The organism is Rhizobium sp. BK098 (assembly GCF_014193155.1).
Classification (GTDB): Bacteria; Pseudomonadota; Alphaproteobacteria; order Rhizobiales; family Rhizobiaceae; genus Rhizobium.
This window is the reverse complement of sequence record NZ_JACHYY010000017.1, coordinates 1-14,475: the sequence shown is the minus strand read 5'-3', so window position 1 is coordinate 14,475 and position 14,475 is coordinate 1. Positions and strand designations below refer to the sequence as shown.

Sequence of the window (14,475 nt, the reverse complement as noted above, 5' to 3'; positions counted from 1 at the left end):
ACATCCCCAATCCCAGCCCCTTGTTCAGGGTCCGCTTCAACTCGTATTGACGCGATAGCTCTGCCTTCTGTGCCCGATCGGCTATACGAGCGACTGCCTCGATGCGATGGAGCTTATCGGCAACCTCTGGCCCAAGCCGCAGGTTTCCTTTCTTCAACTCGCGCGGATCGGAACTGCCGAACCGTTGCTCAAGCGCCAGGACGATCGTCTTCGCCTCGTGGAGGGCCCGTTGCCCTTCCGGCGTGCCGGACAGTTGCTCAAGGAACTTCGGCTTGTCGGCCTGAGACAGGGTGACGTGCCCCCAATAAATTAGGCCATTCGGACCTGGAATTTTCCACTTATGATCCCTGTTGGGAAGAAGAGGAGAATTCGATGAAGGCCTCGAAGTTTTCGGAAGCACAGATCGCATTCGTATTGAAGCAGGCAGAGGACGGTACGCCGATCGGTGAGGTCTGCCGCAAGGCGGGAATTTCGGACGCGACCTTCTACAATTGGCGCAAAAAGTATGCCGGCCTGATGCCGTCAGAGATGAAGCGTCTGCGGCAGCTCGAGGAGGAGAATGCCAAGTTGAAGCGGATCGTGGCGGACCTGTCATTGGACAAGGCCATGCTCCAGGACGTGCTGTCAAAAAAACTCTGAGGCCTGCCCGCAAGCGCAAGCTTGTCGACACGGTCAAAGCGGACTGGAAGGTCTCGGTACGGCGCACATGCGCGGTTCTGAAGATCGACCGGTCGCTTTATGTCTACAAGTCCAGGCGCGGCGAGCAGGCCGAACTGAAGCTGAAGATCAAGGAGATCTGCCAGACACGGGTGCGCTATGGCTATCGCCGTGTCCATATACTGATCAGGCGTGATGGATGGACGGTCAATCCGAAGCGGATCTATCGTCTTTACAAGGAGATGGACCTGCAAATGCGCAATAAGGTCCCCAAGCGGCGGGTCAAGGCGAAGCTACGGGCCGATCGCACGGAGGCGACCCATTCCAACCATGTTTGGGCCATGGACTTTGTCCACGACCAGTTGGCCACGGGTCGCAAGATCAGAGTCCTGACGGTGGTCGATACCTTCTCGCGCTTCTCGCCAGCAGTCGATGCACGCTTCAACTATCGAGGCGAAGACGTGGTCCAGACGCTTGAGCGGGTATGTCGGCAGGTCGGTTATCCCGCCACCATTCGGGTCGACAACGGCAGCGAATTCATCTCCCGAGACCTTGATCTATGGGCCTATCACAAGGGCGTCGTGCTCGACTTCTCGCGGCCAGGCAAGCCGACCGACAACAGCTACATCGAAAGTTTCAATGGCAAGTTCCGCGCCGAGTGCCTGAACGCTCATTGGTTCATGTCTCTTGACGACGCACGCTTGAAGATGGAGGATTGGCGTAGAGAGTATAACGAGTTCTGGCCACACAGCGCGATCGGCAACAAGGTGCCGATTTCGCTCATGAATGGCTCATCGGCACCCCCGCCGAGCTGAGCCTTAACCCCGGAAAATTCCAGCTCCCGCTGGCCCAAAATCGGGGAGCACCTCAAAAACCGCTGGAGCGAACTCAAAACTGGATAAAACTTGGGGGCAAGGTCAGAGTATTTCGCCAACGACGATCAATCGAACTGGCGCTCATGGGCGATTGTACGGACAGGTGAAGAGCTTGCCATTGGCTTCGTGGCGGCAGGCCAGAAACGCGAAGGTGTGTCCGAGATCGGCTATCTGCTTGCGCGCGAAGCGCAGGGGCATGGGTATGCGCGCGAAGCTGTCGCCATACTGATCGACCAATTATTAGCCGAGGGACACCGGCGCGTTTTCGCCGATACGGATCCGGACAACCAGTCATCGATCGCGCTGTTGACGAGGCTCGGCTTCACGCTGGAGGGGTGCCTGCGGGCCGAATGGCAGACGCATATCGGCGTTCGGGATTCTCTGATTTACGGGCTTCTGGCGGAGGAATGGTCATCCCGGACAGCGGGATAGTCCGCGCCCTGACTTTGGCCGGAACGGACTGCAGAGGACTCTGCACGTTCGGATCCCCGTGAGAACCGCCAGGTCATTAACGCGTCGGCGCCGCGCCCTGGCCGCACGCCGAGATGATCCCTCTCGACTGGCTCGCCCGTTTCCCGATTGACGGTATCAATTTGACGCCTTGACCGTTTTGACGGGCATCGCCTCTATCGTTGCGGCTATCGCAACGATATCGATCCCCTCCGATATAAAATCGGTTGCCTGACTATGCACTTAGTTGGCGAGAAACGGCGTTGGTTCTCAGCCGCCGCGCCGGTCATCAGTCCCGGAGATGCTCGAGACGGGCATACCTAACAGGTCGCGCTGAGTGCTGCGCCTTGCCATGTTCCGCAATACTACTTATTATACCCATAAGGTCCCTTTTTATGGAATAATAAGGATGCTTTTGGCGACATGTCTGAAGAGTTTTATACTGTCGGTCAGGCGGCGGAACGTTTGATACTGCACCCGAAAACCGTGCTCCGGCTTATCCGTGAAGGACGCCTGCAAGGGACGAAAATCGGTAAGTCCTATCGAATTCTACGATCCAAACTGGATGAATTCGCCGGCGCGGGGCGGGCTCTGCAGCTGCCGATCACGGCGCGAGTATCCTGTGTTGTCGATGTTCCCGATGTCTCCCCCGAACTGTCGCATCGCCTGACGGTAACCATTCAGGCGATGCTGCTTTCTCAGGAGCGCAGCCCCGATCGCGTTCAATTCAATTCCGTCTATGACGCGGAGTTGCGGCATTTGAAGCTGATTATGATCGGCTCCGCATCAGATACTTCCGAACTCTTGAGGAGCCTGGACAGGCAACTGGAGGCAGTCAGGTGACGACGGAGATATCGAATATGTCGAAACTCGACACCGTGCTCATCGATCAATATCGGAACGTTCTTGATCAATGGCCGGTTGCTGCCGATCACCTCTGGGTCGATACACGAGAGGGCACCACTTTTGTCGTCGCCTGTGGTCCCAAGGATGCGCCCCCGCTCGTCCTCCTGCATGGAGCGCTGACCAATTCGGCGATCTGGATGTTCGATGCCGAACTCTGGTCGCAGTCGTTTCGTGTCTATGCTGTCGACGTGATCGGGGAGCCCGGACTGAGTACAGCTAAACAGCTTCCCGTGGAAGGCGGTAGGTACGCTGCGTGGCTTGACGACGTGCTTGCCGGGCTGGATCTGGTAAGCGCAGCCTTTGTCGGCGTTTCTTTCGGAGGGTGGCTTGCTCTGGATTACGCCGTCCGCCGTCCGTCTCGTGTCGATCGTCTCGCGTTGCTTTGTCCGGCAGGAATCGGCCGCCAGAAGTCGTTCTTCCTAAAAGCCTTGCCGCTTCTGTTGCTTGGCTCCTGGGGAAAGGCCAAGGTTCGCGCTATGGTCATGGGCCCGCAGTCGCAAACGTTGGCCGACAGGGCGCGACCTTTGATGGATCTCGTCTCCAGCATCCATTCGAAAGTCCGCCCACGGTCGATTACGATTCCGCTTGTCTCAGATGCAGATCTCACCAGCCTGAAGATGCCGGCCCTCATCATTGTTGGGGGACGGGATGCTCTTATTCATTCAAGCGAGACCGGGCGGCGGGTGGAGAGCACTATGCCGAACGCGCAACTTCATTATCTGGAACAGGCCTTTCATCACCTCCCCGATCAGCGGGAAAACATCTTCAATTTTCTTCGAGACAAGCAAATCGGACGCATTCCATGAGCGACGTCATTACAACCCTGGGCAATTTACGCGTATGGTCCTGCGACCCGAACGGTCAGCACATTTCTACAGAGGCTGATGTCAACAGCCTCATCGGAACCGCTTTTGGCGAAAGGGCCGATCTGGTCGCACTACCCGCAGTGCGATTGGCGCAGAATTTCTTCGATCTCCAAACGGGATTTGCGGGGCTGCTCGTTCAGAAATTCGTCAATTACCAACTTCGCCTGGCAGTCCTCGGCGACATTTCAAGTGCATGCGAGCGAAGCAGAGCGCTGAAGGACTTCGTGTATGAATCAAATCTGGGATCGTCGTGCTGGTTTCTGGGCGATCTGGAGGACTTGGGCAGGAAGTTGGTCTGACGTTCCTCAACACCGAACGCGCGTGAACACCTTCTGTCACGCATGTGGAGTTTGCGGTGCTCATTCCTCATAGGCGACGTGGTAATTTCCCCCCGCTCGCTCGATGCGCGCGAAACCGAGCTCACCAAGATGCATCCCGGCGATCAGAAGCCGTTCCGAACTGACAATATCCAGCAGCCTCGATCGCGTCGCTGCGGCGAGATGCGTATCCTGATCGAACGCGATCGACACGTCCGGCCGCGGGATTTGGATCTCTGGGAAATGGACTATGTCGCCCCAGACCAACAGGTTCTGGCCGCCGGACTCAAGACGGTAGCCGGTATGTCCTGCCGTATGACCAGGGAGCGGAACTGCCGTCATGCCGGGAAGCACGTCTCCGGTCTCGAACATGCGCAACCTGCCACGATAAGCGGCAAACGCCTGACGGGCGAAGATGAAGTTGCCATGGGCACGCTCCGGCGCGCGGCTCAGATTACCGTCATCCTGCCAGAACGCGACTTCCTGCCGATGGGCGATGAGCTCGGCATTTGGGAATGCGGCTTCGCCTGTGGGGTCGAGCAGTCCACCGACATGGTCTGGATGGGCGTGCGTCAACAGGATGGCGTTAATAGCAGCAGGCTGGATGCCCGCCCGGGCGAGGTTGTCCTTCAGCCGGCCGCCCCATTGTTTGAAACCGCCCGCGCCGGCATCGATCAGGACCGTGCGACCGCCTCCCCGCACCAGATAGCAGTTGATGTGGATAGCGGTGTGATCCCGTATCCCCGCATTCCCCTGCATTTGAGAGGCATCGTCAGCATCGATATTCGAGAGTAGGCCGAAACCGGCGTGGAGACAGCCGTCACTGATGGCTATGAGGGTCAGGTCGCCAACCGTCTGGCTGGGAAAATCGGTCATCGTCATGGTTCTTCTCTGGCGTGAGTTCAGCTGCGTGCGTGGATGCTCGACGCTTCGTAGCCGAAGCAGCGAATGCGCGCGGTCAGATCGGTGCTGCACTGAATGACGTCGTCCAATTCCTTCATGAACCGGTCCATCACGGCCGCTGTCCGGAACGGTTCGAGGCGATACTGGATATCGACAAAGGCTGGATGGCCTCGGCCATGCCGAACGGCGACAAAAATGATATGCACATTCTCCAAGGCCGCCCGAAGGATGCCGGTGCAGAGCGCGGTGCATCGCTCCGTGAGCGCCACGAGCATCTCCTCCGGCGGCGTCCTGTCTTGCGAGATGTAGAGGGTGACATTCGGCATCGGCGTTCACCGCGCGCTTGGGGAGGCGACGTCATCGCGGTTCGTCAATTGCGGCGTCATCGGCGCATAGACGTGAACATCGTCCGGCAGATGTCCGATATCTCCGATCATGTGGCGACCCGCTTTCGCGAGCCAGCGATGTTCCGGGAACTTCTCCATGGCGACCGCGCGCATCGCAAAAGGCGTCAGGCCGAATTCGCGAAGCCGCTGAGGGCCTGTTGTGCTCAGCACCAGATATTCGGTTTCTCCGACGGCCGGGGCGCGTTCGATGCCCTCGTACAGGTTCCGGTGCCAATCGGTGATGTGTTGCTGCCAACGGGCGAAGTTGCCGCCGCCCTTCCGGCTATATTCTTCGCCGGTTAGAATATCGAGGCCGTCGATCGAATGAAGAGCGAGGTAGACGGGACAGCCGCCGCTCAACGCTTTGAAGCGTTGTGAGGTGTGAAAGCCGCTGACAGAAATCAGGGCAGGTAGCTTGTCCAGGCTGTAAAACGCGTTCCATTCCGCTTCGCTGTGCGGATCAGCAAAGCTGCATTCAACCGTATAGATCATCATATCGCCTCCGGCCGGCCGCGCAGCGCTTCCGGCTTCTTTTGTAATTGACATTTTGTCATAGTAGAAGGCGAGAGATCCATTGAATATCGATATTGCATCACCCTTCAATGATCTAATATCAAGCTGGGGTCGATCATGTGCCGATCAAACCTGTGGAGGCCACCGATGCGCCGTAAAATTCCCAGCAATTCCGCTCTCATGGCGTTCGAGGCATCGGCGCGTCATGGCAGCTTCGCGCGCGCAGCGGACGAGCTGGCGCTGACCGAAGGTGCCATCAGCCGCCAGATCGGCCGGCTGGAAGCTTTCCTCGGCGTGACGCTTTTCGAGCGCGTCGGCAATCGCGTCAGGCTTCTGCCGAGCGGGGAACGGTATGCCGCCCAGGTTCGCGAGTCTCTCGACCGGCTGGAGCGTGACAGCCAGTATCTGATGGGGCAGCCCAGCGACGGTGCCAGCATCGATATCGCGACGATCCCGACTTTCGCCACGCGATGGCTCATTCCCCGCCTTGGAGGATTTCAGGAGCGCCACCCCAACATCATCGTGCATCTTGCCGAACGAATGGAACCATTCGTGCTCGCCGGAAGCGGCTTCGACGCCGCGATCCACTTCGAACATCCCGCGTGGACTGGTATGAGAACGCACCAGTTGTTGCACGAGACGCTGGTGCCTGTCTGCCATCCGGCCCTTCTCGACAAAGCCGCAGACGCGGCGTCGCTCGACCGCCTGCCACGTCTGCACCGTCGCCAGAACCCGGATGCCTGGCAGCGCTATGCGCAGGAAACCGGAACCACGCTGACCAATCCCGCGATCGGCCCATGCTACGATCTCCACATCATGTTGATCGAGGCCGCACTGGCGGGACTTGGCGTTGCGCTGGTGCCGCGCCTCTATGTCCAGACGGAATTGGCGGAAGGTCGTCTGGTCGCACCCTGGCCTGAAGGCCAGTCGATCTCCAAGACCTTCAGTCTGATCCTCCCAGAGCCGATCCGGTTGAGTGACGGTCCAATACAGGCATTTGCGGATTGGCTGCTTTCGGAAGTGCACGCTCTCTCCCGCACCAGCTAAGATGCTAGCTTGCTCGATCGACAGCGGCCTTTCTACCGCCGTTGGCAGGCTGTTTCGACTATGCGCTTCTCGTAATGATGCGCGCGACTTCAGCCAAAACTGCTTCCTGATCAGCCACGGAGCCGCGCGCCCTGCCGAGATAAGCAGCGACGACGATGGGAGGGCGATTGGGTGGAAAGATCACCCCGATATCGTTGGTCGCTATTCCCTCCCAAGTCCCGGGCTTGTTCGCGATCCGCCACCCCACCGGCAAACCAGCCCGCAGGCGTTGTGCGGCCGCATCCCTGGACGCCATCATCCACTCGGTCAAGTGCGCCCGCGACGTAGACGACAGAGCGGAGCCGAGTACGATGCGTTGCAGTGTGCCCACCATCGCGCGCGGCGAAGTCGTGTCGTGCGTTTCTCCGGACTTGACGATATTGAGAGCCAGTTCGGTCTTGTCGATACGGGTCGTTTGATCACCTATTGAGCGCAGATAGGCGGTCAATGCAGAAGGTCCGCCGAAGCTGGCCATCAGCAGATTTGCCGCGGTGCTGTCGCTGACAATTGCTGCCGCTTCGCAGAGCTGCTCGACTGTCATGCCGTCAGCAAGGTGCGGCTTGGTCGCCTTGAAAGGCATGACCAGATCCTTCTCGGCAAAGAAGATTCTTCGGTCCAGCTTCTCTTCTCCGCGATCAACGCGAGCGAGCGTGAACGCGATAGCCAGAGCCTTGAACGTACTGCACAGAGCGAAGCGTTCATCGAGACGGTTCCCGATTACCCGACCGGTTGCGGTGTCCAGTACCGCAACGCCAAGACGACCACCACTGCGGATTTCGAGTTCTCGGAGCCGGTCTTCGACAATGCTTCGGCCGTCATCTGCGCGCGCGCCACGCCCGAACAACCAAGGTAATGCAATGAGTGGGGTCAGAAATGTAGTCCGTCGTGTGAGCATCCGAGTCATTTTGTCTTTACTTCTGCCTTATCTTCGAGTGCTCTTTTTTGTGACCGCATGCATCAGGTTCCGCATCGGGATCGATACTACTTTTTAGTCCGATTTATGATGAGACGCCGGGCGGGTCCTGGGGCTAGTCAATATACTCATCAGGATTGCGTCCGCTTCTTGGTACGCGCCGCGTGTTAGTGATCCAGCTAGGACGTGACTTCAAAGAACTTGAGGTTATGAGATATGAAAGCTTGCGGTCATTCACCATACTTCAAGTGGATGAGTGGATAAGCCTTGCCCGTCGAGCGGCGAACGACCGGCGCGCCTGAAGCCCATTTTTCGACCAAGTAATGGATAGCACCGGTCGGGTCGCTGTTGATCATTTCGCTATGGACGCCTCGTGATGAGGCTCATAAACCGTGTAGCCGATGGCATTGCCGTCATAGAAGGTCGAGCTGTCATAGGGCGTCAGGGCGATAACGTCGCGCAGACGATCGGCAATACCCGGGTTTGAGATGAACTGGTGGCCGAAGGCGCCGATTTCCCCGGCGGCTTAGAAGGCGGCATCGTCGGAGAGCAGGAAAGCGATGGTGGCCGCTATCTCGTCCGGGGCGCCGAAGCGTCCCATTGGTACGCCGGCCAGGTATCGTGCTTCGCCGGCGCTGCCGGCGGGATTATTGGCCCGGAAGAGTTCGGTCTCGGTCGGACCAGGCGAAACGGCATTGACGGTGATGCCCGACGTTGCGAGTTCCAGTGCCCAATTGCGGGTGAAACTGACCAGTGCCGCCTTGGCCGCGGCATAGGCCGTGCGCTCGACGCTGCCGAGAACCGTCAGGCTGGTGATGTTGACGATCTGCCCCCAACCCCGCGCCTTCATGCCCGGCATCGCTGCCTGGGCGGAAACGAGCGCTGGATGCAGGTTAACGCGCATGACTTCCTCGAGTGTTTCCACCGCGATCGCGCCAAGCGGGGCTGCCCGGACAAGCCCGACATTGTTGACGACGCCATCGACGGCATTGTCGCGAACGATCTCAGAAAGCCGCTCGCTGGCCTTACGGTCGGCAAGATCGACGGCATGGAATTCGCCGTGGAAGGGTTCTGTCGGATTGCGCGCGACGCCGATGACCCGATGGCCGTGGCGGACGAGGCGCTGCGACAAGGCAAGACCGATGCCCTTGCTGGCGCCGGTGATCAGGAAGGTTCTCTTCATGGGACAGTCCTTCTGAATATCATGCGGCCCTGCCTCGTCGGAGGCAGGGTTCTACTGGTGGATCGGATCAGGCGGAGACTGATGCGGCGCGGCGCAGCGCCGGCAGCATGTCTTCCGGCTCGGGGCGGCGGGTATAGTCCGGGTTGACCTCGGCATAGAGGATCGTGCCGTCCTGGCCGACGACGTAGCGGGCCGGCATCGGCAGGGTCCAGCTCGGGTCGCCGTTGAAGGCCGGCAGGTCGTTCTTCAACGACTTGTAGAGCTCGACCAGATAATCCTGCATCTCGAAGCGCAGGCCGAAGGCGGCAGCAACGTCATTGTGGGAGTCCGAAAGGATCGGGAAGTCGAGGCTGTTCTGGCGGAGCGACTTGCGGCTGTTGACCGGGTTCTGTGGCGAGATCGCCACCAGGCTGGCGCCCAGCGCCTGGAACTCCGGCAGGGCCTGCTGCAGCGCCTGCAGTTCCATGTTGCAATAGGGGCACCAGACGCCGCGATAAAAGCTGATGACCAGCGGTCCTTTGCGCAGCAGGTCGATGGACGAGACCTTGTTGCCGTCCGGATCGTCGAGTGTGAAGCGGGGAATCTTGTCGCCGGCCTTGAGGGCGCGCTCTGCCGCTCCCGAGGCGATCAGCTCGGCGGTGGCGCGGTGCATCGTCTCGATCACCGAATAGGGCACTTTGTAGGGTGGCTTACCGGCTTCGAAATCGGCCTTGAATGCGTCGAGTTTGGCTTGGAGGGACATGGGAATTCTCCTTTGATTGGAATTGGATGGGAGGCGTTGGGCATGCCGAACCTCAGGATCTGTGCTGAAGCCCGGTGATGGACGAGGGAGTGATCAGCTGTTGGTAGCCATCGAGCGGGCGACTTCGGCAGCGCTGATGCCTTCGAGCGCCAAGCCATAACCGGCACCTTCGTCGACGATCCGGCGCAGCTTCTGCGTAAGGGCGATGCGGGTGTAGCGGCTGGTCAGCGGCGGCAGGGAAGCGATGCCCTCGGCTATTTCATGGGCGCGGGCGAGCAGCTTGTCCGAAGCCACGACCTCGTTGACGACGCCCCAGTCCTTGGCAGTCGCGGCATCGAGCACCTGGCGGGTGAGGATGAAATAGCGGCCGCGGATGCTGCCGATGACTTCCGGCCAAAGCAGGTTGACGCCATCCCCGGGGACGATGCCGAAATCGAAATGCGGCTTGTCCTGGAACACGGTCTCGGGCGTTGCCAGCACGATATCGGCGAGCAGCGCATATTCGGAATGCAAGAGGACTGGGCCGTTCAGGGCGGCGATGAGCGGCACCTCGATATCGAGGATGTTCATCAGCACTTTCTTGCCTTCGCGAAAAATCTTGTCGTAGCCGCGGGGCGAGAAGAAATCGAAGCCTTCGGGGCTGATCGCATCCATGAAGGCGTCGCCCGAGCCGGTAAGGATGACGACGCGATTGTCCGCATCCGAGCCGATCTGGTGGAACAGGTCGACGAACTGCTCATGGGTATGGCCGTTGAAGACGAGCTTGCCGCCATCGGTATGCAGCGCGACTTCGAGGACGCCGCTTTCCGAACGGGTCAGGCGGGCATTGGCGAAGGTGTTCTTGTAGGTTTCGAATTTGGACATGGTGGTCTCCTTTGTTTTTTCTGGTGTTTGAGGCGGTAGAAGGGTCAGGCGGCGGGGACCACGGCCTCGACGCGGGTGATGGCGCGCTTGACGGCCGGTCGTGCTGCGACCTCGTCGTATCAGCGGGCAAGATGGGGACGGCCGTCGAAGGTGACGTCCGGAAACTGGCGGCGCCATATCCAGCCGAAATGGGCAATGTCGGCGATGCTGAAATCGTCGCCGGTCACGAAGCGGCGCTCGGCAAGCAGGGTATCGAGCAGGCCGGTGAGGCGTGCAGCCTCGCCCGAGAAGCGGGCTTCGGCGACCGGCTGCGGCTCCGGCGAAGAACGCTTGAAGAAGCCGGCATTGCCGAAGGCCGGGCTGAGGCCGGAAGCGTGGAAGAACAACTGTTCGAAGACGCGAGCCCGGGCCTCGCCACCGGCCGGCAGCAGCCTGCCGGTCTTTTCAGCGAGATAAACGAGGATAGCGGCACTTTCGGTCAGCACCAGCGGTGCGCCTTCTACATCGGCGTCGACCAGCACCGGCACTTTGGCATTGGCGTTAAGGTCGACGAAGCCGGCCTCCTTCTGCTCGCCCTTACGGACGTTGACCGGCTTCAGATCGTAGGCCAAGCCGAGCTCTTCGAGGGCGATCGGGACCTTGACGCTGTTGGGCGTGGCAAATGCGTAAACTTCGATCATGTCTGTCTCTCCTTGGCGGTATGTCGCCGGTGAGGAGAGTTATGCCCATTCTCGGGATATTGCGTCAGGCGGCGTGAAGCGATAATGCTTATTCCGAAGGAGAATAAGCACATGGATCGTTTGCACGCGATGACGGCGTTCGTCAGGGTGGTCGAAACGGGTTCCTTCTCGGAGGCAGCACGGCGCATCGGCGTCGGTCAGCCCGCCATATCAAAGACGATCGCACAGCTTGAGGATAGGCTGCAGGTCCGGCTGCTGGTCCGCTCAACCCACGGCCTGACACCGACCGACGCCGGTTTGCGTTTCTTCGAACGTGCCAAAACGGCCATTCAGGAAGCCGATGAAGCGGAACTGGAGGCGCGGGGCGCCGGCGCGGGATTGTCGGGAAGGCTCCGTATCTGCGCGGCCACGACATTCGCAAGGCTCATGATCGTGCCGCGCCTGTCGGAATTCATGGCGGCGCATCCAGAGTTAGAAATTGAGGTCATCCTCGATGACCGGGTCATTGATCTCGTCTCCGAGGGCATCGACATCGCGCTACGCATGGGCGATCTGGTGGACTCGTCCGCCGTCGCCCGCCGCCTGACGACGGGGCGTCGATCGGTGATCGCAACGAAGGTCTACCTCGAAAGGCATGGGACCCCGAAAGTACCGGCCGATCTCGCCGCCCATCAGGCGATCGTCTACACGCAACTCGGCAACAGCTGGATATTCCGGAAGGGTGGAACGGAAGCCTCGGTCGCGGTCTCGGGGCGAGTAAGGTTCAGCGCGGCCGAGGGACTTCGCGCGGCGGTGCTCGCGGATATGGGTCTTGCCATCGCGTCCGACTGGATGTTCTGGCCAGAACTCCACAATGGACAAGCTATCCGTCTCCTCAAGGACTGGGAGTTACCATCGCTTGACCTGTGGGCGGTATTTCCTACTGGCCGCCTGGCAAGCGCAAAGGCGCGGGCATTTGCAGATTTTGTCGCGGGGATCTTTGAATAAAAAGGCGCCTGCTGGGCGGGCTGCTGGTCCCGAAACAGCGGGTCGATGGTTCAATTCCCATCAAGTGAAGGGGGCGCTGGAAGCTGCTGGTTATCCTTGCAGGTCCCTGCAAGAGCCTATGAGCGACTGGAATTAACGGACCCCGAACTCGAGCGACGATTACATCGATATTTGTTTCCCCGTACGCGGTTCGGAGGTGGTCGAACCACAGAAAGATTATCAGCAGTTTCGTGCGCAGTGTTCGGATTGTACTCGCTGAGTCTCCGCATGACACAGCACATAGTTGCCACCCGCGAAATGCGGCAAAATCGATGCGTCTGGGACAGTATTAAACTCGTTGGTCATGTGAGCCTCATCCAAGACATTGGTATGCCTGTGCCGTAAATTCGGTCGCGGGGCCGGTGCTCATGGAAACGGTGCAGCCGACCGGTCACAGCGAGCAGGCCCGAAGATTATTAGGGACCCTGGTCAGCAAATCGGTATGTGGCTGCTCTTATTTGTTACGATGGACTGGCAAAGATGGAAGACGACTGGATCGAAATCTACGACGGCGGATCACCAGAGGCGGAGAAGGAAATTTTCCGCCAACTCGTCCAGAAAATGCTTGCTGTACAGGAGGCCAATCGGCAGAAGGCCGGAGCGGTTCATGCGAGAAGAGCCTTGCACGCAAAGGTAATCGCGGCCGTCTCGAACGCAGTGCTCTCGATCGACGAAAACCTCCCAGGCAGCCTGCGCGTCAGTCATTTTCAGCCGGGCGCGTCGCTGGCTGCGACCGTCCGGTTTTCCAATGCCAGCGGCGTCCCGCAGCCGGATGGCACTGCTGATATGCGCGGCGTCGCCATTCGTTTGGACACCGGGCAGGGAATGTTTCACGATCTCCTCATGACCAACTTTCCAGTGTCGCACGCCCGAAACGCGCGACAGTTTGTCGAATTTGCATCGATCGCTTCGGGTGACCGAGCGCTGATGATGGAGAGGCTGGAGCAGACCTTTGGGAAGTCGGAGGCGATACGCCTCGTTGAAGCGATCGCCAAGGGCATGCGGCCTTGCCGTAGTATCGCACTTGAGCGCTTCTGGAGTCGTGGTGCGATTCTGTGGGGAACCGTTCCGGTACGGTTTAACCTTATTCCTGATGCCAGTCCTGCGGACGCATTTCTCGATACAGCCGCAGGCGGCGAGGGTCTTCGTGAAGAACTCGCGGCCAGGCTTGCGGAGCGTGACGTACGATATCGACTGGCGATCCAACAATATAAGAACGAGCTTGTCACCCCGATTGAAGACGGCGCGGTTGAGTGGACCGAGATAGCGTCGCCTTCAATCGAAATTGCGACGTTGCGTATACCAAAGCAGGACATACAAGGGATCGAGGGAAGACATCAAATGTCTACTATCGACGCACTGGCATTCAATCCGTGGAACGCGCCGGCGCAGTTTCGCCCCCTTGGAAACTTGAACCGAGCCCGACGTGACGTATACGGAGCAACCGCTCACCATTGGCAGCGCCTCATGGCCACAAAGGATGGCTGAGAAGGCGGACGGGACCTGTTGAAAATGGAGAATTCGGTACAAGAACGTCCTGTCAAAATCTTCGATAGTTCGCCTACGCGATAATTTCCCGGATTCGGGCGCGGTCCAAGAACGTCGAGGAAAAAATGAGCAGAAAAGTCGCAGATCTTCTGGTGGAGGTTCTGGAGTCGGCTGGTGTGAAGGCGTGCTATGGCATTGTCGGAGATACGCTGAACACTATTGCCCACGCCATCGAACGCAGCTCCATCGAGTGGGTGCACATGAGGCACGAGGAGGCGGGCGCGTTTGCAGCCGCAGGACAGGCACTGCTCACCGGACAGCTGACAGCATGCGCGGGGACCTGTGGCCCGGGGAGCCTGCATTTCATTAACGGCCTCTACGAAGCGAACCGCAACCGCGCTCCCGTGTTGCTGATCGCGACGCAGATCGTTACGGCCGACATGGGGTTCGAGTCGATCCAAGAGGTCGACTTCAAGAAGGTCTTCCAAGGCTGCAGTGTATACTGCGAGACCATCCTTACCCCAGATGTTGGTTTTCACGCGGAACAGAGCCGGTTTTTCCACCGAGAAGTGAGCCACGTTTAAATATGGTTTTCTGATCAGGCTTTGGTCAAGGGATTG

Annotated in this window: 17 protein-coding genes; 9 read left to right on the top strand and 8 right to left on the bottom strand. The window is 59.2% G+C overall.

The window, feature by feature from the left end; translation table 11 throughout:
• Positions 1-372: 372 nt before the first annotated feature.
• The 5 genes from FHT73_RS27275 (at position 373) to FHT73_RS27255 (ending at position 4,053) form a co-directional block, all read left to right on the top strand.
• Positions 373-1,472 (top strand): IS3 family transposase gene (locus tag FHT73_RS27275; RefSeq protein ID WP_183716121.1). Its coding sequence is split into 2 segments (ribosomal slippage): positions 373-625 and positions 625-1,472, totalling 1,101 coding nucleotides; the frame shifts between segments, so codons are not numbered across the junction.
• 90 nt (positions 1,473-1,562) lie between these two features.
• Positions 1,563-1,964 (top strand): GNAT family protein, encoded by a 402-nt coding sequence (locus FHT73_RS27270; RefSeq protein ID WP_112611312.1) that lies wholly within the window; start codon positions 1,563-1,565, stop codon positions 1,962-1,964.
• Positions 1,965-2,405: 441 nt separating this feature from the next.
• The gene (locus tag FHT73_RS27265) at positions 2,406-2,825 is read left to right on the top strand and encodes a helix-turn-helix domain-containing protein (RefSeq protein ID WP_112611310.1); all 420 of its coding nucleotides are present in this window, start codon (positions 2,406-2,408) and stop codon (positions 2,823-2,825) included.
• Positions 2,826-2,842: 17 nt separating this feature from the next.
• Positions 2,843-3,694, top strand: coding sequence for an alpha/beta hydrolase (locus FHT73_RS27260; protein ID WP_112611308.1), 852 nt, complete (start codon positions 2,843-2,845; stop codon positions 3,692-3,694).
• A complete protein-coding gene (locus FHT73_RS27255; RefSeq protein WP_112611306.1) occupies positions 3,691-4,053 on the top strand; it encodes a DUF4180 domain-containing protein in 363 nt (120 codons plus the stop codon). The genes FHT73_RS27260 and FHT73_RS27255 overlap by 4 nt, the downstream gene beginning before the upstream one ends.
• A gap of 60 nt (positions 4,054-4,113) precedes the next feature.
• Here the strand turns inward: FHT73_RS27255 and FHT73_RS27250 are convergent, their stop codons facing one another.
• Genes FHT73_RS27250 through FHT73_RS27240 form a run of 3 tightly spaced genes read right to left on the bottom strand, consistent with a single transcriptional unit; the run spans position 4,114 to position 5,855 of the window.
• Positions 4,114-4,953 (bottom strand): MBL fold metallo-hydrolase, encoded by an 840-nt coding sequence (locus FHT73_RS27250; protein WP_112611304.1) that lies wholly within the window; start codon positions 4,951-4,953, stop codon positions 4,114-4,116.
• A gap of 20 nt (positions 4,954-4,973) precedes the next feature.
• Positions 4,974-5,300, bottom strand: coding sequence for a hypothetical protein (locus tag FHT73_RS27245; RefSeq protein ID WP_183716119.1), 327 nt, complete (start codon positions 5,298-5,300; stop codon positions 4,974-4,976).
• A 6-nt stretch (positions 5,301-5,306) separates the two neighbouring features.
• Positions 5,307-5,855: a sugar ABC transporter gene (locus FHT73_RS27240; RefSeq protein ID WP_246712256.1), complete on the bottom strand. Its 549-nt coding sequence runs from the start codon at positions 5,853-5,855 to the stop codon at positions 5,307-5,309.
• Positions 5,856-6,020: 165 nt separating this feature from the next.
• Here FHT73_RS27240 and FHT73_RS27235 point away from each other — a divergent pair, with 165 nt between their 5' ends.
• Positions 6,021-6,920, top strand: coding sequence for a LysR substrate-binding domain-containing protein (locus tag FHT73_RS27235; protein ID WP_112611300.1), 900 nt, complete (start codon positions 6,021-6,023; stop codon positions 6,918-6,920).
• Positions 6,921-6,978: 58 nt separating this feature from the next.
• On the opposite strand, the gene bla is transcribed toward FHT73_RS27235, so the two are convergent.
• The 5 genes from bla to FHT73_RS27210 form a co-directional block, all read right to left on the bottom strand.
• Complete coding sequence (gene bla, locus FHT73_RS27230; RefSeq protein ID WP_112611298.1) at positions 6,979-7,863, bottom strand: class A beta-lactamase; 885 nt, start codon at positions 7,861-7,863, stop codon at positions 6,979-6,981.
• Between the two features lie 535 nt (positions 7,864-8,398).
• Positions 8,399-9,055, bottom strand: a complete 657-nt coding sequence (locus FHT73_RS27225; protein WP_112611296.1) for an SDR family oxidoreductase — start codon at positions 9,053-9,055, stop codon at positions 8,399-8,401.
• A gap of 67 nt (positions 9,056-9,122) precedes the next feature.
• Positions 9,123-9,797, bottom strand: a complete 675-nt coding sequence (locus FHT73_RS27220; RefSeq protein ID WP_112611294.1) for a peroxiredoxin-like family protein — start codon at positions 9,795-9,797, stop codon at positions 9,123-9,125.
• Between the two features lie 93 nt (positions 9,798-9,890).
• The gene (locus FHT73_RS27215) at positions 9,891-10,661 is read right to left on the bottom strand and encodes an enoyl-CoA hydratase/isomerase family protein (protein ID WP_112611292.1); all 771 of its coding nucleotides are present in this window, start codon (positions 10,659-10,661) and stop codon (positions 9,891-9,893) included.
• A gap of 119 nt (positions 10,662-10,780) precedes the next feature.
• Positions 10,781-11,341: a glutathione S-transferase family protein gene (locus FHT73_RS27210; protein WP_246712255.1), complete on the bottom strand. Its 561-nt coding sequence runs from the start codon at positions 11,339-11,341 to the stop codon at positions 10,781-10,783.
• Positions 11,342-11,452: 111 nt separating this feature from the next.
• Here FHT73_RS27210 and FHT73_RS27205 point away from each other — a divergent pair, with 111 nt between their 5' ends.
• The 3 genes from FHT73_RS27205 (at position 11,453) to FHT73_RS27195 (ending at position 14,439) form a co-directional block, all read left to right on the top strand.
• Positions 11,453-12,328, top strand: coding sequence for a LysR family transcriptional regulator (locus FHT73_RS27205; RefSeq protein WP_112611290.1), 876 nt, complete (start codon positions 11,453-11,455; stop codon positions 12,326-12,328).
• Between the two features lie 519 nt (positions 12,329-12,847).
• The gene (locus FHT73_RS27200; RefSeq protein WP_112611288.1) at positions 12,848-13,855 is read left to right on the top strand and encodes a catalase; all 1,008 of its coding nucleotides are present in this window, start codon (positions 12,848-12,850) and stop codon (positions 13,853-13,855) included.
• A 125-nt stretch (positions 13,856-13,980) separates the two neighbouring features.
• Positions 13,981-14,439 carry a thiamine pyrophosphate-binding protein gene (locus tag FHT73_RS27195; RefSeq protein WP_246712254.1) on the top strand — a complete coding sequence of 153 codons (459 nt, stop codon included), beginning with the start codon at positions 13,981-13,983 and terminating at the stop codon, positions 14,437-14,439.
• Positions 14,440-14,475: the final 36 nt, after the last annotated feature.